Origin of the sequence: Intestinibaculum porci, assembly GCF_003925875.1 — a bacterium.
Taxonomy (GTDB): domain Bacteria; phylum Bacillota_I; class Bacilli_A; order Erysipelotrichales; family Coprobacillaceae; genus Intestinibaculum; species Intestinibaculum porci.
On record NZ_AP019309.1, the window covers coordinates 558145 to 578055 of the forward strand.

A 19911-nucleotide genomic window follows, 5' to 3' on the forward strand; every position below is an offset into this window, starting at 1 on the left:
ATCAATTGAAACACCCGAATTCCCAGGGAAAAAAAGGTGTTTCTGATTTTTATGCAAAAAGACAATTTGTTCGTGCAAATGAGATAAAAATAGCTTTTTCACTAGAAATAATATAGTTGTTTTTTAGGTCTGTTTGGATTATAGTAACCCATAGGATGTGATGATATGTTTGGCAAAAAAGACATGCCTAGTTACGCTAAAGAGCGTGTAAAGTATAAAAGTGCACCAAAACGTTATAAAACGCGGACATCGCGAAAGCTGAAAAACTTTTATACGAATGGCTATAAACAGCCGAAGGAAAAACATGTGGATACGATTAACTTTAAAATCCCGCATGAAAAAATGAAAGAAAAAGCACCACAAAAACAATATACGATAAATGATATGAGCCGGCAGGCCCGTAAAAGTCTTTATACGCATAAAGAAAAGAAACCGCAAACCGACAGTGCCAAAGGCATTCGTTTCAAAGCAACACGTTCAATGGGTTCACTTTATAAAGGTAATGCCGTTAATGATCGCGTTGGCAATCATACTGATCCGGCCAGTAAGACAAAGCGTCGCTTAGCCTTTTATCGCAACTTCTATTTAGTTGTTTTAGCGATTGGCGTGATCGGCGAAGCGTTAGCGATCGCTTATCATAATACGGTGCCTATGATTCTTTTTATCGTTTTAATTGTGATGGCAATCTATGGCAATTATACGTCTCATGAATGATACCTCGGTATCATTTTTTATTTGGTCAATTATACCTTACAGGCATAAAGCATATCCATCTTAAGTATTATTCAAATGGATGAATTCTTCCTATAATGAAAGGGAGGAGGATGGTTATGGAACTGAAAGAATACTTAGACATTTTTAATAAAGGTGAGCCTGTTAAAGCTGGTTCAGAGGCGATGGCGATGAGTGATGTTTATACGCAGGAAGCGTTAAAGATCACGATGCAGATGAATAATACCTATCAGCCCCCGAGGGCATTACAAAAACTATTTGCTCAGCTCACAAATACCCCAGTCAATAAAACCCTGCGGCTCATTCCGCCGTTTTACACCGATTGCGGAAAGAATATTCATATTGGTAAAAATGTATTTATCAATACCGGCTGCACCATGCAGGATCAGGGTGGTATTGAGATCGGGGATGATGTGCTGATCGGCCATCATGCGACATTTGCGACGCTGAATCATGATCCGTCTCCAGAAAAGAGAGCGGATTTGATCCCGGCGCCGATTCATATCGGAAATAAAGTCTGGATAGGGGCCAATGTGACGATTACGCCAGGGGTCACGATTGGGGAAGGGGCGATTATCGCCGCCGGCGCTGTCGTGACGAAAGATGTACCGGCGCAAGCGCTATTTGGCGGAGTGCCCGCAAAAATGATTAAGATGTTAGATTAAGGAAGGCCTTCTTCCTTTTTTTGCATGATAAAAATCCATCACCAAAAGGTGATGGATGCTTTTAACGATGTTCACGGACAACTTTAATAATCTGAATGATAATGGTTGGAACCAGGGCTAAACTAATGACGCAGCCAACCTGGGTAGTGCTCATGGAAGCGACGCCAAACATATGCATAACAGCTGGGACAAACATCACTAACGCTAATAAGACAATCCCTGTTAAGAAGGCATATAAGCTCCACATATTACGCTTAAAGCCTAAAGTGAAGAGGGATTCTTCGGAGCGGCAGTTAAAGCCGTGTAATAAACGGGCTAACGTTAAAGTGGTGAAAGCCATTGAAGACGCCATCGTCGCACTTTGTTTTAAGCCAAGATAGAAAGCGGTAATAACACAGATCGCAATAAGTAAACCTTGAGACATCATCAAAGTAATAAACTTTCGATCCATAATCCCCTGATGCGGATCTCTTGGTTTTTGTTTTAAGACAGAATCATCACCGGGTTCCATACCGATCGCTAAAGCTGGAAGGGAGTCGGTCACTAAGTTGATAAAGAGTAACTGGACGGCTTTAAACGGAATTGGCAGAGCCAGTAATGAAGTATAGAGCACGGCAATAATGGCTGACATATTGCCGGATAATAAGTAAAGCACGGCATTTTTGATGTTGTTAAAAATGACACGGCCGTTCGCTACGGCTTTGATAATCGTCGCAAAGTTATCATCAGCGAGGATCATGCTCGCTGCATCTTTGGATACTTCCGTTCCGGTAATACCCATCGCAACCCCGATATCAGCTTTCTTTAATGCTGGGGCATCATTGACGCCATCACCGGTCATCGAAACGATCTTGCCGGCTTTCTGCCAGGCATTGACGATGCGGATCTTATTTTCTGGCGATACACGGGCATAGACAGAAATACGTTTCACGCGCTGATCGAGTTCTTCTTCACTCATCGCATCTAATTCCATCCCGGTGACGGCTTCATCACCTTCATTGAAGATACCAATCTGTTTCGCAATTGCCGTCGCGGTGACTTTATGGTCACCGGTAATCATCACGGTACGAATGCCGGCTTCTTTGGCATCTGCGACAGCTTTCATGGATTCTTCACGAGGCGGATCGATCATTGAAATTAAACCGATAAACGTATAATCATTTTCTGTTTCTAAGGTTAAAGGATCACGGCTTTCTTTATAGGCAAAGGTTAAGACACGTAAGCCATTGCGGGAGAAGTGGTCATTGACCGCCATAATTTCTTTTTTATCTTCGTCAGTAATTGGACGAATTTCATCACCTAAACGGATCTTAGTGCAGCGTTCTAATAAGACATCGATCGCCCCTTTAGTAAAGATTGTCATTTCCCCATGAATGATATGTTTGGTACTCATTAACTTACGATCGCTGTCAAATGGTAATTCTTCCACTCTTGGCAGGACATCTCTTAATAAGTCATTTGACATATCATGAATGCCTTTGACCTTATTATACATCTCTAATAAAGCGTATTCGGTTGGATCACCGATTCCGACACCATCGACGATGCTGGAATCATTGGCTAAAACGCAATCATAAAGTAAATAACGATGAGACTGTCTGGAGATATCGAGATCTTCAATATTAATAAGTTCACCATCAATATAGATTTGCTGGACGGTCATTTTATTCTGCGTTAAGGTGCCGGTTTTATCCGAACAGATGACGCTGACACAGCCTAAGGATTCCACGGCTGATAAGTTTTTGATAATCGCATTTTCTTTGGCCATTTTTTGAGTACCCATCGCCTGGACAATGGTGACGATAGAACTTAAGGCTTCAGGAATCGCCGCAACGGCTAAGGCGACGGCAAATAATAAGGCATCCATTAACGCCATATGGCGCCACATTTCTAAGGCGAAGACAATCGCTGAAATAATCATAATGCCAGTGGCTAAACGAGCACTGAACTGATCTAAGGATTTTTGTAAAGGCGTTTTGCGATCTTTGGTCTGATTCATTAAAGTCGCGATTTTTCCTAATTCGGTATTCATGCCGGTTTCCGTAATGACAATTAACGCGCGGCCGTTAGTCACTAAAGAACCAGAGAAAACCATGTTATGACGATCACCTAAAGCGACATCACCGGCAATTACATCGGTGTTTTTCTCCACGTTGGTTGATTCCCCAGTGAGTGAAGATTCGTTGATCTGCAGTGAATAGCTTTCTAAGACGCGGCCATCTCCGCAGACGACATCGCCGGCATCTAAGTTCACAATATCGCCAGGAACGACATCGACACTATCAATTTCCATCTTGGTATTGTCACGAATAACTTTGACATGAGGAGATGATAATGATTTTAAGGATTCCAGTGATTTTTCCGCTTTGACATGCTGGATCGTTCCTAAGATCGCATTCATCACTAAGACGAAGATGATGACGAAGAAACTTTCCATATCACCGGTGAAGAGAGACACGCTCGCCGCCACGATTAAAATAATGACTAATAAATCGGCGAACTGTTTGAGAAAGACCTGTAAGACAGATTCCTTCTTCGTTTCCTGGAGCTTGTTTTCCCCATAGCGGGCACGTTTGTCTGTCACTTCCTGGCTAGTCAAGCCAGTTACGCGTGAATCAAGCTCTTTTAGGACGGTTTCAGAGTCCTGCTGATACCACTTACTCATAGATATTTTTCCTCCAATTCTGGGAGTAAAAAAAGACTTTCGCATTCACATGAATGCAAAAGTCTCACCATTTAAACCTCAAACGGGGATTGCTCCCGGGTCTGTCGCTGAAGGTGCAGTCGCCTGCCAGTTACTCCCTTTTGACAAGCTTTAGTATAATGCTAGAATAAAAGAAAGACAAGCAAAAAAAGGGGAGGGGCAGGAAAAAATGACGATCGAAGAAGAAGTCTTTGCCTATAAGGTAAAAAATGAAGACAAATTAAAGCAGGCCGGCTTTCTCAAAACAGCGCGCGGCTATGAAAAGACTTATGATTTAACGAATGATTTTTATGCCGTGATCACAATTGATGAGCAGGTGCACGGTCATGTTTATGATCGTGATACGAAGGAAGAATACGCCTTGGTCCATGTGGCGCATACAAGCGGCTTTAGCGCGGTGATTCGTGAGGATTATCGGCAGCTGTTAGAAACGATCGCGAAGACATGCTTTGAGGAGGCGATGTTTGATAGCCCTCAGGCCAATCGTCTCGCTAAGTGGACTTTCGATACTTATGGCATCAAACCGGATGAACCATTTCAAAAAGTTTCTGGTCATGTTTTTCGTAACGAAGACGGCAAATGGTTTGGCCTCATCATGCGCATGAATACCAAAGTCTTAGATGGACAGGATCGTTTATGTGAAGTGCTCAATGTGAAAAAGACCCAGGAAGGGATTGGCTATCCGGCATACCATATGAATAAGAAAACCTGGATCAGCATAATCTTGGATGATTCTTATAGTGATGAAGTGATTGCAGCTTTGATGCAAAAAAGCTATGAAACCCTTTCGCCGCGCAAAGCCTGGCTATTACCAGCCAATAGCACGTATTTCGATGTCGAAGCCTACTTTGATCACGCTACGCGTGTCGCTTGGCATGCCCGCAATAAGATGAAAAAAGGGGATCAGGTGTTTGTTTATTTAAGCGCCCCTTATTCCTGCCTGCTTTATCACTGCCAGGTCGTATCAATTGGAGAAGAGATGATCTTAGAGAAAGTAGAGAAATACAAACGGGGAGAATGGTCACTAGAGGTGTTAAAAAGCTATGGCGTGAAAGCTGTTCGCAGTGCCCGCAGCGTGCCAGATGCATTATTAAAAGTGTTGATATAATCATGCATAATTGTTTACTTTTTCAACCCATTGAACTACTATGTAAGTAGAGAGGTGAGGCGTATGCAAAGTATTTTAATTAAAGATACCACTCGTGAAGAACGCTTGAAAATTATTCAGGATAGCTTGAACTGTGATGATTCTGCTGGCTGTGAAAACTGCAGCGGCTGCGGCGTCTTTGGCGCTGGTGATCCGTTTGAAATGTATCGTGATTACATCGAAGGCAAACGTGAAATTAAAGACATCAATATGTCTTTTATGGCGCGTATGTTTATCCGTGGACGTAATGAAAATCCTGATTAGCGAAACAACGCGTGAAGAACGCGAAAAAATCGTCAGTGATGCCCTTGGCAATACGGATGGCCTCTGCGATGGCTGCGCCTGTGGGATTACAAAGATGTATGACGATTACATTGAAGGACGTAAAGAATTATCAGAAATTCATCAGGCATTTGAAAAGGAGAGAAACCGCTAGGTTCCTCTCCTTTTTCTCTAAAGAGCGGTAGGCGCTCTTTTCGATGATTGAGGTCATTGTAGGGATTTAATTGAGTTACCAGTGGGCTGGACAATGACCGTATACATGTGAGCGGGAAACTTCACATATAAGTTATGTTGTAAGAAATTGGGATATGGGAGTTATTTCTAATTAGAAACATAACAAGAAGAAATGACTGCTTGAACAGTCAGCAACGTTTATTTGGGAGATAAACGTTATTATTAGCTTTTTTCCCCTAACTCGAACAACATTATGCCATAAGCTAGTAGGTTAGTAAATGAAATTTTCATAAATTGATGGATTTTTGCATGAAAAAGAATTATTTTGCATAAAATATATCTTGGAATAGCTCATGGTTATATATTTAAAGAAGTATGTCTTTTTATGTAAACGCTTTGATTGTGGGAAATGGAAAGATTGGCGAGATGGGTGGATTTCTAATGATGAAAACATTATAATATGCATGGTCACATGTTTGGCTAAATGGAAGGAATTATGAAGAGGAAGACATAAATGAAGAAGTTGATGATCAGTGTGCTGATGGTTGGTATCATGCTTTCTGGATGCCAGCAGAAATGCGCCACGACAAAGAAGAAAGCAATTACCAGTGAAGCAACTGTGACGAATGATTTTCATTTAGCAGACAATTATCATGAAGATCTGCTGGGTAAATATGTACAAATGCATATCACTTCGTGTGACTATGATCAAACGCAACAAGCTTTTGTGATTTATGCCCAGTTACAAAATCGTACCAAAGAAACTGTGCAGGTACTATCCTCTTATGCCCTGGTGCACGGCTATCAGATTCCCGTTAAAGCGGATCATAATCAGGTTAAAGCGGGAAAAAAGGAGGCGGCTTCGTTCCTGATTTATGAAAAAGCTCTGAAAAAAGCGAATGTGACCTTTGGCGGAGCCAGTATGACTTTCAGGGCGATAAAGGGCGCGCAGGTTTTAGAAAAAGAGACTGTAGGCTTGCCGCTGCCGAAGTTTCATCATGCCGATCAGTCATCCTGCACATATGTTGGCAATAATCAGTCAGAGAAACGAATCAATCGCTTATTTGTGAATAAAAAGGGGCTTAAAGCGTCGTTAGATTACTGCTGTCAAAATGATGCGGTTGATCGCATTTATTTACGTGTCATGAATACGACATCGCATAACTTACAAGTTGTCATGACATCATTAAAGGCCGCTAATGGGGCCGTTTCTGTCAAAGCGCCGGTGCAGATCGTTATGGCGGGAAACAGTATGATTTGCGAATATCACGCGCCAGCGACGGTTGGTGACTTAAAAGCCGGCATCACTTTTTATGACAATAGTCATCATCGCGTCTTTATGAAGACGACTTTAACCATAAAACAAAGCGATTTTAAGAGCATCTAGCGAGATGCTCTTTTTGAATATTCAGTGCAGTTGTGGTAAAGTGGAGAGGAAAAAGAGGTGATTTCATGATTCAAGCTGCCATATTTGATGTTGACGGCACGCTGTTAGATTCCCTTTCAATGTGGGAAAAGATCGATCAGCAGTATCTTTCTTCCTTGGGATGCCAGGCGAGTGAAGAGATCAGCCGTCAGTTATTTACCTATTCATTAGAAGAAGGAGCGCGTTTTATTAAGGAGACGTTTCATTTGTCTAAGTCCGTTGAGACAATTGTGGCGGAGCTCGTCGCTTTGGCGAATGACTATTACTTACATGATGTGCCGGTGAAAAAAGGTGTGAAAAAAGTGCTCAATACATTTTATCAACAGGGCTTACCGATGGCGATTTGTACTTCTAATCATAAGGATGTCATCGATCAGATCCTCAAGGCCCATCAGATGGAACGTTATTTTCGTTATGTGACAACTGTTGATGAAGTTGGTCAAGGCAAAGAATCACCGCAGATTTATTTAACGGCATGTGATCATTTGCATGCCACGCCAAGTCATACCCTCGTCTTTGAGGACGCTTTGCATGCGATTGAAACCTTATCTAAGACGGATTTTATTACGGTTGGCTGCTATGATGATTACAGTAGAAAAGATCAGCCGGAAATCAAGCAGTTAAGCACATATTATGTGCATGAAATCGATGAAATTCTTCCTTGTCTAGAAACCAGCGCAGTTGTAGACTAGAGGGGGGATGCCTGATGGATATTTATTATGAAACATGGGGCCAGGGCCCCGCAGTGATCTGCCTGCATGATGTCTTTGAAAACCGAAAAGTATTTGCAGCACTTGCCAAGGATTTACAAAAACATTATCAGCTGATTCTCATCGATGCCCGTTACCACGGCAAATCAGTGAAAAGCGGTCCTTTGTCTATCGCACAAAACGTTTTAGATGTGCAAAGCGTCATCGCTGACTTAGGTTTAGAAAGTTATGATGTGATCGGCGTGGGGATGGGGGCCAATACCGCTTTAGCCCTCGCTGTGCGGGATCAGCGTTTAAAAAGCGCCGTTCTCATCTCGCCTTATAGTTCACCGCAGAGCTTCAAAGGTTTTTACTATTTTCAGATTGTGATGACGCTGATTTTTATGGTGCCGTTTTGTTTATACAACAAGCTGGCGAGAAGACGTTTTCAGCTTACAAAGTGGCTGCTTCGGGAGCCTCACTTTTCCTCAGAAATGTTTGCCAGCATCAAGCAGCCAATATTAGTATTAGCGGGGGATCGTGATAAGATCAAACCGGCGGCGACCGAGAAAATCGCCAAATGCTTACCGCATTGTGTGCAGGAAGAGCTTTATGATTCACATGATGCGCTGCATGACGCGTATCGTCAGGTTCTCAAAAAGATAAGGGGGTATCTATATGCCAGTAACCAGACCAACACTAACGATTAAGGATGTCACTTTTGGGACAGGTATGCCAAAAATCTGTCTGCCGGAAGTAGAAAGAAGTTATGAAGATATCGTCGGGACCGTAGCCGCTTATGAGCAGCTGCGCGACTGGCAGGTCTTAGAAGTACGTTTAGACTTCTATGAAGATTTAAAAGATGACACTAAAGTAAAAGAATTATTAAAAGCGATTCGCGCTGCCACGACGCGGCTTGTCTTAGTGACGATTCGCACCAGTGAAGAAGGCGGCACGTTATATGTTGAACCAAAAGACTATTTAAAGGCGATTACAGCGATTTGTGACAGTGGCGGCTGTGATCTGATTGATATTGAATTAAGTAAGGGTGATGAACTTGTCACTCAATGTGTGAACTTAGCGCACATTCATGGCTTAAAAGTGATCCTTTCTAAACATGATTTTGAAAAGACGCCATCCGTTGAAGAGATGGAAGATATTTTAAAACATATGGATCGTTTAGATGGCGACATCTATAAATTGGCGGTTATGCCGCAGGATAAATTTGATGTCATGAACTTATTAAAAGTGACCGATGAGATGTCTACGCAATTGCCTAAACCGCTCATTACAATGGCGATGAGTGAATTAGGGGAAATCACGAGGGTCAGCGGCGAAGCGTATGGCTCCGTAATGACCTTCGCTAATGCTGGAAAAGTCTCTGCCCCAGGGCAGATTCCACTTACCCGCATGATTAAATCACTGAAAGATTTACATGAATCACAAGGAGAAGATCATGATTGATTTCAATAAGGCGCGCATCGCTTTCAAAAACTATGTCGCTCATTATGATCCTTCTCAGGATCTGATTCGTTTAAAGATCGTGCATACGTATGCCGTAATGGATTTAACAAAACGTTTATGCGACGCTTTACATGTTACGGAAAAACAAACATCTTTAGCGATGCTGATTGGCTTATTACATGATATCGGCCGCTTTGAACAGTATGTTCGTTATGGCACTTTTGTCGATTACGAAAGCATCGATCATGCGAAGCTTGGCTGTGACATTCTTTTTCAGGAAGGTCTGATTCGCCAGTTCGTCCAGGAGGATGACTATGATCAAATCATCTATGATGCGATTTATGAACATAACAAGTTTAAAGTCAAAGAAGGCTATGATGAAGAGACGCTCTTTTATATCAATATGATTCGTGATACCGATAAGTTAGACAACTTCCGGGTAAAAGAAACGGAAAAAGTCGAAACGTTATTACGCTGTGAGATGAAAGATCTCGTCTTAGAAGATATTACGCCGAAAGTCTATGATGACTTTATGGCTCATAAACTCATTTATGGGCCTGATCGTCAGAGTCATTTGGATATGTGGATTTCTTTAGCGGCCTTTATTTATGATTTTAATTTTCCTGAATCACGTGACTATATCCGCAAGCAGGATTATATCAATCGTTCTTTTGATCGCATTCACCCACAGCGGGAAGAGGTCAAAAAACGTTATGAAACGCTGCGTCAGGAGGCTAATCGTTTTTTAGCCTCTTGAGGCCATGTACAGCCTATGATATAATCACATCGATTTTTCGTAATCAAGACAGTTCGTTTGCACCATCCTGTCTCTAAACAAAACTAGGACTAAGACAATTTTTTTAAGTTGGAAGAGTATCGCGGTGCAATGCTCTTCTTTTTTTTTGGAGGATAAACAATGTATGTCATTACAACCGAGGCCTCATTTGATGCGGCCCACTTTTTAAAAGACTATCCCGGGAAATGCCATAATATCCATGGGCACCGCTGGAAAGTGCAAGTCAGCCTGCAGGCGGAAACACTTGGCGCTGAGGGGATGGTCATCGATTTTGGAATTATTAAAAAAGATCTGAAAGCATTATGCGAGACCTTCGATCATACCCTGATCATTGAAGAAGGCAGCTTAAAGCCGCAAACTGTAGCGGCGTTACAGGAAGAAGACTTCGCCTTAAGCTTTGTTCCTTTCCGTCCCACTGCAGAACATCTTTCCCGCTATTTCTTTGAAGCTTTACAAAAGTATCCGGTGTTAAGCGTGGATGTTTACGAAACGCCCGGCAATAAGGCGCATTATGAATTATAAAGTCGTCGAAATCTTCGATTCAATCAACGGTGAAGGTCCGTTAGCGGGAAGACTTTCAACCTTTGTGCGTTTCGCGTCCTGTAATTTACGCTGTCATTACTGTGATACACGTTATGCTTATGACCACCCTCAATATACGCTGATGTCATTAGCTGAGATTCTTACGCGTATTGAAGAGGCGTCACTTGACTTAGTGACTTTAACCGGCGGGGAACCGTTAGCTACGCCGCATGTTGATGTGCTGATTGAAAAACTTGGCGAGATGGGCAAACATGTCGAAATAGAAACCAATGGTTCCATTGACATTGCCCCTTTTCATAGGCTAGCGCATCGGCCATCTTTTACCTTAGATTATAAATTGCCCGGCAGCGGCATGAGCGCTTTTATGAAAACGGAGAACTATCAGTATTTAAAGGATGGCGATATTGTGAAATTTGTCTGCGGCGCAAAGGATGATCTCGAGGAAGCTCTGCGCATTATTCGCATCTATCATCTTAACGAAGAAGACTGTTATTTTTCTGCCGTCTTCAATCAGTTAGCACCAAGGGATATTGTGGACTTCTTATTAGCACATAAGTTAAAAGCCAAAGTCCAGCTGCAGCTGCATAAATATATCTGGGATCCAATGAAACGAGGTGTGTAAGATGATTGATACCAAAGCGATTGAAGAGCATGTTTTAGGCATTTTGGAAGCGTTAGGGGAAGATGTGACGAGAGAAGGCTTAGTGGAAACCCCCAAGCGCGTCGCAAAAATGTATGCGGAAGTTTTTGCAGGAATACATTACAGTAATGAAGAGGTCGCACAAATGTTTGATAAGACCTTTACCCAGCGGGGACGGGATCTGGTTTTTGTGAAAGACATTGAAACCTTCTCTTTCTGCGAACATCATATGGCCTTGATGTATGATATGAAAATTTCTGTCGCCTATTATCCGCAAGGGAAAGTCATTGGGCTCTCAAAGATTGCCCGGATCTGTGATCTGGTCTGTCGGCGTCTCCAAATCCAGGAACGCATCGGCAGTGATATCGCCGAGATCATGACGATGATTACCGGCAGTGAAGATGTGGCGGTGTTGATCGAAGCGCATCATAGCTGCATGAGTGCCCGGGGCATCAAAAAGACCCAGGCCAAAACCTATACCCAGACATTACGCGGGGTTTTTGCGAAACATCCCGAACAATTAGGAGGATTTTACCATGGATAATGCATTAGTATTAGTGAGCGGGGGCGTTGATTCTTCGACTTGCCTCGCTTTAGCGGTGGAAAAGTATGGTCATGACCATGTCAAAGGCTTATGCCTGTATTATGGTCAGCGCCATGTGAAAGAGATGGAAAGCGCGCATAAGATTTGCGATTATTATCAGGTTCCTTTATATGAATGTGATCTTTCTAGGATCTTTACATATTCCAGCTGTAATTTACTAGCACACAATGAAGATACCATTCCTCATCGTGCCTACAGTGAGCAGGTGGCGGAAAGCGAAGGGCCGGTTTCGACTTATGTGCCTTTCCGTAACGGCCTCTTTTTATCAACGGCTGCCAGTTTTGCCTTATCACTGAACTGTCAGGTGATCTATTATGGCGCCCACGCTGATGATGCGGCCGGCAATGCCTATCCCGACTGTTCATCGGTGTTCAATGATGCCATGAATCAAGCGATCGTGGAAGGCAGCGGGCATCAGGTGCGCATTGAAGCACCTTTTGTTGGCGTCAATAAAGCCGAAGTCGTGCGCCAGGTATTAGCCTTAAAAGTCCCTTATGAACTCACTTGGAGCTGTTATGAAGGCGGCGATACGCCTTGCGGCGTCTGCGGCACCTGCCGGGATCGCGCTTTAGCGTTTGAAAAAAATGGGGTTACTGATCCCCTGTTAGTAAAGGAGTAAACTATGAGTACACAGTTAAAAGCCTTAGGAGCGAAAACGCAGTATCCCACTGATTATGATCCCCATGTTTTAGAAACCTTTGATAATAAACATCCGGAACATGATTATTTTGTGAAATTCAACTGTCCGGAGTTTACTTCTCTTTGTCCAATTACCGGCCAGCCCGATTTTGCGACGATTTATATTTCGTATGTGCCAAGCCAAAAAATGGTCGAAAGCAAATCCTTAAAACTGTATCTTTTTAGCTTTCGCAATCATGGCGCCTTCCATGAAGACTGCACCAATATCATCATGAATGATCTGATTGCCTTAATGGATCCCAAGTATATTGAAGTTTGGGCAAAGTTTACCCCTCGCGGCGGCTTATCGATTGATCCTTACTGCAATTATGGCAAGCCGGGGACCAGATGGCAGGAAGCGGCCTGGGAGCGTCTCAAAAATCATGACCTCTATCCGGAAAAAATCGATAATCGTTAATTTGTTTACAAATAGCGTTTCATGGCTTATCATTTAAAGGGAGGTTTATGATGAAAGCAATCATTGCGGGAAAAGAAATTTCTATTTCGTTATATCAGACGGCCACAGCAGAGAATCTGATGCGCGTCCTGCCAACCGGACTTGACTTTCATGCCTTTGCTCATGAATATCGGGCGATGGGGCGTCATGCCTTAAACGTAGCGCATGTGCCAATGACATCCAAACTGGCGAAAAATAGTCTCTATTATGATGATCGTTTAGAAGCGCTGTGCCTGATGAAAGATGATGTCGACATTACCCCGGAGAAACGCACCTGTCTGGCGCGTTTGTCGGCGGAAGATGTCGCTTCATTAGACGGATTAGAACAATTTTATGTCTATTTAGACAATGATGAAGAGTGATATGAAAAAAATATCACTTTTTTTCATTTTTTTGTGAGAAAACCACCTTTTAAAGTCTTTAATTATAATAGAGGGGGCCAGGAGGTGAGATGAATGATTTGTCCCTCGCTGTGGTAATACCACCGACTTTGCGAAAGTTGGTGAGCGCTATTACTGTCGCCGCTGCATTGCCTTTGGGCGGATCTTTTGCGATGATGTTTTAACAAAAAGAGTCGTTAAGACATCTGTGCAAAAGGTCTCTTATCACTTAGACTTTACGCTTTCTCCCGCCCAGCAGGCGATCAGTGACAAACTCATTACCAATTATCAAAATCATCAGAGCACCCTGATTATGGCAGTCTGCGGCAGCGGTAAAACAGAAATTACGTTTGCGGTTATTGCCTATGTGTTAAATCATGGCGGCCGGGTCTGTTTTACCATTCCGCGGAAAGCTTTATGTCAGGAACTCTATACCCGCTTTCAGGAAGCTTTTTCCCATCTGACTATTGGTCTTTTTTATGGCGGTATGCAAAAGCATCCCGAAGCATCCTTCATCATCTGCACGACCCATCAGCTGTATCGCTTCACGTCGACCCCTTTTGATCTGATCCTGATGGATGAAGCAGATGCCTTTCCTTACTATGGGGATCCCGTTTTAGAACATATGTTCGATTTATGCGTCGGTCATGTCTTTATTAAGATGAGTGCCACCTTAACGAGCGCTGATATTCATGATGAACAAGTGCTGATCATGAACCGCCGTTATCATGGCCATGACCTGCCCGTCCCGCACATTCGCTTACTTATCAAACCGCTCGCCATGCTTTATCTCTATGCGCGCTTAAGACACTATAAAAAGCTTGGCGCGAAGGTTTTGATCTATGTCCCCACGATTAATCGTTTACCTTACTATCTGAAATACCTCAAACCATTCTTTTGCGTGGCGGCCGTTTCTTCGCATAGCGATGATATCACCAGGCAGTTAACAGCCCTGAAAGAGGGGCAGTTAGATGCTTTAATCACCACGACCATTTTAGAGCGCGGCGTCACCGTCACCAATGCCCAGGCGATTGTCATGGAAGCCTCACATCCGATTTTTGATGAGCGTACGCTGATGCAGATTTCCGGCCGGGTAGGACGAAAGATTGGCTATGAAGAAGGGGATGTGATCTTTTGTGATTCTTATGTATCAAAGGCGATGATTTTATGTATTTCCACAATCAAAAAATTAAATCGGATGGATGTCTGATCTGTCACCAAAACTTAGGCCTTGAAACAACGTTGAGTTATTTCCTGCAAAAGCGTAAAATCTGCAGTGACTGTTTTCATAGTTTTGCCCGCTTAGATCTTCACACCCATTTAGATGCGTACCCATTAACCATTCTCTATTATTACAATGACTTTTTTAAAACTTTGCTCTTTCGTTATAAAGGGCAATATGACTATGCCCTTAAAGATGCCTTTTTAGAAGGCTATCAAAGCGCGCTGCAGGCGCGTTATCGCGATTATCTGGTCGTCATTGTCCCCAGTGATCAAGGCAGTAATGAAAAACGAAAGTTCATTCCCAACTTAGCGATTGCCCAAAGCTTTTCTGCCCAGGTGATCATGCCGATTATGAAAACGAAACCTTATAAACAAAGCGATCAGCCTTTTGCGGCGCGAGATCAGGTGGCGTCGGTGCTCGCCTTAAAAGAGGCGCTGCCCGCGCATCAGAAACTGCTCCTTTTTGATGATGTCATCACTTCGGGAGCCACGCTTCGCGCCTGCACTAAGCTGCTTTGTGATAGTCATCCGCAATGTTTAGAATTGCTTGTTTTAGCCTCTCATTCGCCGGATAACTTTCAACCTTAAGCAGGGCAAAAAGCCGGCATTATTTGCATTTGTTTTTCTTAATGGTTATGCTATAATGTCCTTGCGTATGTTTTGAAAGGAGACTATTCATGCCTAAGAAGAAACAGGAAATTAAAAAGAAAGTTAGAAAAAGAATACAAAAAGAAGGCGTTGAGCATCAGGAATTAAACCAGGATGCAGAAATCGTCGATTTAGGAGATCATAAAGGCGAAGATATCATTGTCGATACATTTGACGATGTCAAATATGACGCCAAACCTCTTCCTTTCTCGACAACACCTCAAAAAGATAAACAGGGCTTTGCCTCAAAACTGAAGGGACTTTTCTCCCAGGATAATGCTATTGTACGTAAGTTAGGGAAACAGGCTGATGAAATCTTAGCCTTAGAACCACAGGTCAGCTCGTACAGTGATGAAGAATTAGCTGCCCAGACAGTGTTCTTCAAAGAACGTTTAGCAAAAGGTGAAACCTTAGATGATATTTTACCAGAAGCTTTTGCGGTAGCGCGTGAAGCGGCTTGGCGTGTATTAGGTTTAAAAGCCTTCAAAGTTCAGTTAATGGGGGGTATTGCTTTACATAATGGTGATATCGCCGAAATGAAAACCGGTGAAGGGAAAACCTTAACATCTGTTTTCCCAGTCTATTTAAATGCCCTCGAAGGCAAGGGTGTCCATGTCGTTACTGTCAACGAATACTTAGCGCGTCGTGACTGTGAAGAAAATGGTAAAGTCTTTAAGTTTTTAGGCTTAACTGTCGGCTTAAACGAAAGAGAATTAGATGCGGATGATAAACGCCGGATGCATGCCTGCGATGTCACTTATACAACCAACTCTGAATTAGGGTTCGATTACTTACGTGACAACATGGTGACCGAATACTCAGAAAAGGTATTACGTCCATTACACTATGCTTTAGTCGATGAGGTCGATTCCATCTTAATCGATGAATCACGTACTCCATTGATCATTTCTGGCGGAAAGAAACATACCGCTGCGATGTATGTCTCAGCGGATAAATTCGCCAAGAGTTTAACGAAAGAAAAAGATTATGAAGTGGATATTGAATCCAAGAGTGTCACTTTAACACCTGAAGGCATTAATAAAGCCGAAAAGACGTTCAAAGTCGATAACTTATTTGATCCTTCTAATACTGCTTTAGTGCATTATATTAACCAGGCTTTAAAAGCTAACTATACGATGACCAAAGATGTTGAATACATGATTGCGACCGATGATGGTTCTCATGATATTCGTAATGCCCAGATCATGATCATTGATCAGTTCACGGGTCGTGTTATGCCAGGACGTGCTTACTCAGATGGGTTACATCAGGCGATCGAAGCTAAGGAAGGTGTGCCAATTAAAGAAGAAACCGTCACTTTAGCGACGATTACTTACCAGAACTTCTTCCGTTTATTCGATAAGTTAGCCGGGATGACCGGGACCGCTAAAACGGAAGAAGAAGAATTCCGTCTGATCTATAATATGCGTGTTGTGGTCATTCCAACCAACAAACCAGTTATTCGTGATGACAAACCAGATTTAGTCTTCTCGACAAAGAAAGCAAAATATAAAGCAATCTGCGATGAAGTGGTGAAACGTCATGCTTATGGTCAGCCAATCTTGCTGGGGACCGTGGCCGTTGAAACATCAGAAATCTTATCACAGATGTTAATGAAACGCGGGATCCGTCACAACGTCCTCAATGCGAAAAACCATGCAAAAGAAGCAGCCATTATCGCTAATGCCGGCGTTAAAGGGGCGGTAACGATCGCCACTAACATGGCTGGTCGTGGGACCGATATCAAGTTAGGCCCAGGCGTAGCCGAAATCGGCGGTTTAATGGTCATCGGTTCAGAACGTCATGAATCACGCCGTATCGATAACCAGTTACGAGGCCGAAGCGGTCGTCAGGGTGACCCTGGCTGCTCACAGTTCTTCGTTTCTTTCGAAGATGAATTAATGCAGCGTTTCGCCAATGAACGAGTAAAAGCTTTCACTGAATCATTCTTAGAAGATGAAGCGATTGAATCAAAGATGGTTACACGTTCGATCGAATCAGCTCAGAAACGTGTAGAAGGGCAGAACTTCGATATTCGTAAACAGCTTCTCGAATATGATGATATCATGAGACAGCAGCGTGAAATCATGTATAAAGAACGTGATGATATTATGCTTTCTGATGATTTAAGCGATGTTGTCAAAGGCATGTTCAAGACAGCGATTGAATTAGATACCAAACGTTATACGAAAAACGATGGCAAGAAAGCCGTTGTCGATGTCGATAAGTTAACCCAGTATGTGGCTAAGAACTATATGCTTTTAACAACTTTAGAACCACATAACGAAGAAGCGGTTGCACATGATCCAGAAAAAGTGGCTGATGCCTTAACCGAAATCGTCGCTCTTCAGTATAACAACCGTTTCAATAAAGACTTACCACAGTCTGTCCGGACAGACTATGAACGCCGTGTTCTTTTAGGGGTCATCGATCATTCATGGATCAACCATATCGATGCCATGAGCAAGTTACGTAATGGGATCTATTTAAGAGCCTATGCGCAGCGTGATCCGCTTCAGGAATACACCGAAGAAGGCTTCTATATGTTTGAAGAGATGACTAAGTCAATCAGTCAGGATATTTCTCGTACTATCGTTCATATGGGTATTCGTCCAGGTGATGAAACCGCAATGAACATCCCAGAAATTAAAGTTGAGTTAGACTTTAAATAATGGAATTATATGAAATTAACAGCGGGCTTGAAAAAGCTCGCTCTTTGCTAGAAGAATTACATCAGAGTGCCAACATTGATGTAAAAAAACGAGAAATTGAAGGATTGACAGTTAAAACAATGGATGAGCACTTCTGGGATGACCAGAAGAAAGCCACCAAAATTTATAATCAGCTCGGCGAGATGAAGAAAGTCGTGGAAAACTATGAAGCGTTAACCGCGGCATTAGAAGAATTAACGGAAATCTACAACTATGTCAAAGACAATGAAGAAGATGAAGAATTCCGGACCACTTTAGAAGAAGATTACGAGCAGTTTGAAAAAGACTTAGCGGCGTTTGAAAGAACGTTACTCTTTACTGATGAATATGACAATTCTCCGGCGATCTTAGAGATCCATCCCGGCGCCGGCGGCACCGAGTCGCAGGACTGGGCGGAAATGTTAATGAGGATGTATATGCGCTATGGCGAAAAGAAAGGCTGGAAAGTCTCCGTAGAAGATTATCAGGCAGGGGATGAAGCGGGCGTGAAATCGGTGACTTTACGCTTTGAGGGCAGTCATGCCTATGGTCTTTTGAAAAGTGAAAAAGGCGTCCACCGGTTAGTGCGTATTTCGCCTTTTGATGCCAATAAACGCCGTCATACGTCCTTTGCGTCAGTGGAAGTTTTACCCGAAATTGATGATGATATCGAAGTCAACATCGATCCGAAAGATTTACGTATCGATACGTATCGTTCTTCCGGTGCGGGCGGTCAGCATATTAATAAAACCGATTCAGCAGTGCGTATTACCCATATTCCCACAGGCACCGTGGTGACTTGTCAGTCACAGCGTTCCCAGCTGCAAAATAGGGAAGCGGCGATGACGATGTTAAAAAGTAAACTGTATGCCTTAATGGTAGCGGCGCATGCGCAGCAGTTATCCGATATCGCCGGCGAAAAGAAAGCCATTGAATGGGGCTCACAGATTCGCTCTTACGTGCTGCATCCTTATGCGATGGTCAAAGATAATCGCAGCGGCTATGAATCACATGATCCACAGCGCATTTTAGATGGCGATCTTGATGATATGATTTACGCGTATTTAAAAACGAAAGCCCAAGGTGATGAGGCGTGATCAAACGCAAGTATGGTGCTTATTTAGTAGACATGCTGCTGGTATTAGTCGGCAATGCGATTATGGCCTGGGGTATTGATGCCTTCATCGTCGGTCATCATATTATTACCGGCGGGGTTTCCGGAATCGGCTTAATTGTCCAGAACTTTGCCCCGATTCCGGTTTCCGTCACGGTCTTAGTGATCAACGTGGCCGCCTTAATCGTCGGCTTATTCTTTTTAGGCAAACAGTTTATTATCGGGACCTTAGTGTCGACCTTTGCCTATCCGTTTTTCATTGCGATTTTTGATAAGCTGCCGCAGTATACCCATTTGACTAATGATCCGATGTTATGTACGATCTTTGCCGGTGTCAGCATGGGCATTGGTTTAGGGATTGTCTTCCGCTTAGGTTACAGTACTGGCGGGATGGATATTCCCCCGATTATTATCAATAAGAAAACTGGGATTGAACTTGGCACCCTGATCAATATTATTGATATTGCCACGCTGATTGGCCAGATGCCTTTTAGCTCCCCATCGGGAATTCTTTATGGCTTAATCAACGTCATTTTGACAACCCAGATTATCGATCGGATGATGTTATTGGGTAAAAGTAATGTCCAGCTCATTATCATTTCAAAGAAATATGAAGAAATTGCCCATATGATCAGTGAAAAACTCGATCGCGGCTTTACTTTTTTAAATATTACCACCGGTTATCTGCGTGATAATACCAAAGCCATTATGGTCGTCGTGTCGAAAAGACAGTACATTTCTTTAAATGAGGCCGTCACCCAGATTGATCCATACGCTTTCACAATCGTCAGTGATGTGCATAGTGTGCGGGGCCGTGGCTTCACGCTGCCAGATGAATATTTATGAGAAAAGAC

General features: G+C 42.9%; 22 protein-coding genes. 21 read left to right on the plus strand and 1 reads right to left on the minus strand.

Features of this window, described 5'->3' with window-relative positions; all coding sequences use genetic code 11:
- Positions 1-165 precede the first annotated feature (165 nt).
- Positions 166-714 carry a hypothetical protein gene (locus SG0102_RS02695; RefSeq protein ID WP_125118522.1) on the plus strand — a complete coding sequence of 183 codons (549 nt, stop codon included), beginning with the start codon at positions 166-168 and terminating at the stop codon, positions 712-714.
- A gap of 116 nt (positions 715-830) precedes the next feature.
- The gene (locus SG0102_RS15820) at positions 831-1397 is read left to right on the plus strand and encodes a DapH/DapD/GlmU-related protein (RefSeq protein ID WP_125118523.1); all 567 of its coding nucleotides are present in this window, start codon (positions 831-833) and stop codon (positions 1395-1397) included.
- A 61-nt stretch (positions 1398-1458) separates the two neighbouring features.
- Here SG0102_RS15820 and SG0102_RS02705 read toward each other — a convergent pair whose 3' ends face one another.
- The gene (locus SG0102_RS02705; protein ID WP_125118524.1) at positions 1459-4062 is read right to left on the minus strand and encodes a cation-translocating P-type ATPase; all 2604 of its coding nucleotides are present in this window, start codon (positions 4060-4062) and stop codon (positions 1459-1461) included.
- A 208-nt stretch (positions 4063-4270) separates the two neighbouring features.
- Between SG0102_RS02705 and SG0102_RS02710 the strand changes: the two genes are divergently transcribed.
- The 19 genes from SG0102_RS02710 (at position 4271) to SG0102_RS02800 (ending at position 19903) form a co-directional block, all read left to right on the plus strand.
- Positions 4271-5209, plus strand: a complete 939-nt coding sequence (locus tag SG0102_RS02710; protein ID WP_125118525.1) for an MmcQ/YjbR family DNA-binding protein — start codon at positions 4271-4273, stop codon at positions 5207-5209.
- A 63-nt stretch (positions 5210-5272) separates the two neighbouring features.
- Entirely contained in the window at positions 5273-5512 is a 240-nt protein-coding gene (locus tag SG0102_RS02715) for a hypothetical protein (protein ID WP_125118526.1), read from the plus strand.
- A complete protein-coding gene (locus SG0102_RS02720) occupies positions 5496-5684 on the plus strand; it encodes a purine biosynthesis protein PurH (protein ID WP_125118527.1) in 189 nt (62 codons plus the stop codon). The genes SG0102_RS02715 and SG0102_RS02720 overlap by 17 nt, the downstream gene beginning before the upstream one ends.
- A gap of 534 nt (positions 5685-6218) precedes the next feature.
- Positions 6219-7091, plus strand: coding sequence for a hypothetical protein (locus SG0102_RS02725; protein ID WP_125118528.1), 873 nt, complete (start codon positions 6219-6221; stop codon positions 7089-7091).
- 65 nt (positions 7092-7156) lie between these two features.
- Positions 7157-7822, plus strand: a complete 666-nt coding sequence (locus tag SG0102_RS02730) for an HAD family hydrolase (RefSeq protein ID WP_125118529.1) — start codon at positions 7157-7159, stop codon at positions 7820-7822.
- 14 nt (positions 7823-7836) lie between these two features.
- Positions 7837-8529 (plus strand): alpha/beta fold hydrolase, encoded by a 693-nt coding sequence (locus tag SG0102_RS02735; protein WP_125118530.1) that lies wholly within the window; start codon positions 7837-7839, stop codon positions 8527-8529.
- Entirely contained in the window at positions 8498-9283 is a 786-nt protein-coding gene (aroD, locus tag SG0102_RS02740) for a type I 3-dehydroquinate dehydratase (protein WP_125118531.1), read from the plus strand. Before SG0102_RS02735 ends, aroD begins: the two co-directional genes overlap by 32 nt.
- The gene (locus tag SG0102_RS02745) at positions 9276-10040 is read left to right on the plus strand and encodes an HD domain-containing protein (protein ID WP_125118532.1); all 765 of its coding nucleotides are present in this window, start codon (positions 9276-9278) and stop codon (positions 10038-10040) included. The genes aroD and SG0102_RS02745 overlap by 8 nt, the downstream gene beginning before the upstream one ends.
- Before the next feature lie 159 nt (positions 10041-10199).
- Positions 10200-10601, plus strand: coding sequence for a 6-carboxytetrahydropterin synthase QueD (queD, locus tag SG0102_RS02750; protein WP_125118533.1), 402 nt, complete (start codon positions 10200-10202; stop codon positions 10599-10601).
- On the plus strand, positions 10591-11244 hold the full coding sequence (gene queE, locus SG0102_RS02755) for a putative 7-carboxy-7-deazaguanine synthase QueE (RefSeq protein ID WP_162300174.1): 654 nt from the start codon (positions 10591-10593) through the stop codon (positions 11242-11244). The genes queD and queE overlap by 11 nt, the downstream gene beginning before the upstream one ends.
- Position 11245: 1 nt before the next feature.
- Complete coding sequence (gene folE / locus SG0102_RS02760) at positions 11246-11806, plus strand: GTP cyclohydrolase I FolE (RefSeq protein ID WP_125118534.1); 561 nt, start codon at positions 11246-11248, stop codon at positions 11804-11806.
- On the plus strand, positions 11799-12485 hold the full coding sequence (queC, locus tag SG0102_RS02765) for a 7-cyano-7-deazaguanine synthase QueC (RefSeq protein ID WP_125118535.1): 687 nt from the start codon (positions 11799-11801) through the stop codon (positions 12483-12485). Before folE ends, queC begins: the two co-directional genes overlap by 8 nt.
- Before the next feature lie 3 nt (positions 12486-12488).
- Positions 12489-12962, plus strand: a complete 474-nt coding sequence (queF, locus tag SG0102_RS02770; RefSeq protein ID WP_125118536.1) for a preQ(1) synthase — start codon at positions 12489-12491, stop codon at positions 12960-12962.
- 50 nt (positions 12963-13012) lie between these two features.
- The gene (locus SG0102_RS02775) at positions 13013-13363 is read left to right on the plus strand and encodes a cyclophilin-like fold protein (protein ID WP_125118537.1); all 351 of its coding nucleotides are present in this window, start codon (positions 13013-13015) and stop codon (positions 13361-13363) included.
- Positions 13364-13589: 226 nt separating this feature from the next.
- Entirely contained in the window at positions 13590-14591 is a 1002-nt protein-coding gene (locus SG0102_RS02780) for a DEAD/DEAH box helicase (RefSeq protein ID WP_125118538.1), read from the plus strand.
- Positions 14549-15193: a ComF family protein gene (locus tag SG0102_RS02785; RefSeq protein WP_125118539.1), complete on the plus strand. Its 645-nt coding sequence runs from the start codon at positions 14549-14551 to the stop codon at positions 15191-15193. The genes SG0102_RS02780 and SG0102_RS02785 overlap by 43 nt, the downstream gene beginning before the upstream one ends.
- Positions 15194-15282: 89 nt before the next feature.
- The gene (secA, locus tag SG0102_RS02790) at positions 15283-17925 is read left to right on the plus strand and encodes a preprotein translocase subunit SecA (protein ID WP_125118540.1); all 2643 of its coding nucleotides are present in this window, start codon (positions 15283-15285) and stop codon (positions 17923-17925) included.
- The gene (gene prfB / locus SG0102_RS02795; protein ID WP_125118541.1) at positions 17925-19040 is read left to right on the plus strand and encodes a peptide chain release factor 2; all 1116 of its coding nucleotides are present in this window, start codon (positions 17925-17927) and stop codon (positions 19038-19040) included. Before secA ends, prfB begins: the two co-directional genes overlap by 1 nt.
- A complete protein-coding gene (locus SG0102_RS02800) occupies positions 19037-19903 on the plus strand; it encodes a YitT family protein (protein WP_231999848.1) in 867 nt (288 codons plus the stop codon). The genes prfB and SG0102_RS02800 overlap by 4 nt, the downstream gene beginning before the upstream one ends.
- Positions 19904-19911 lie beyond the last annotated feature (8 nt).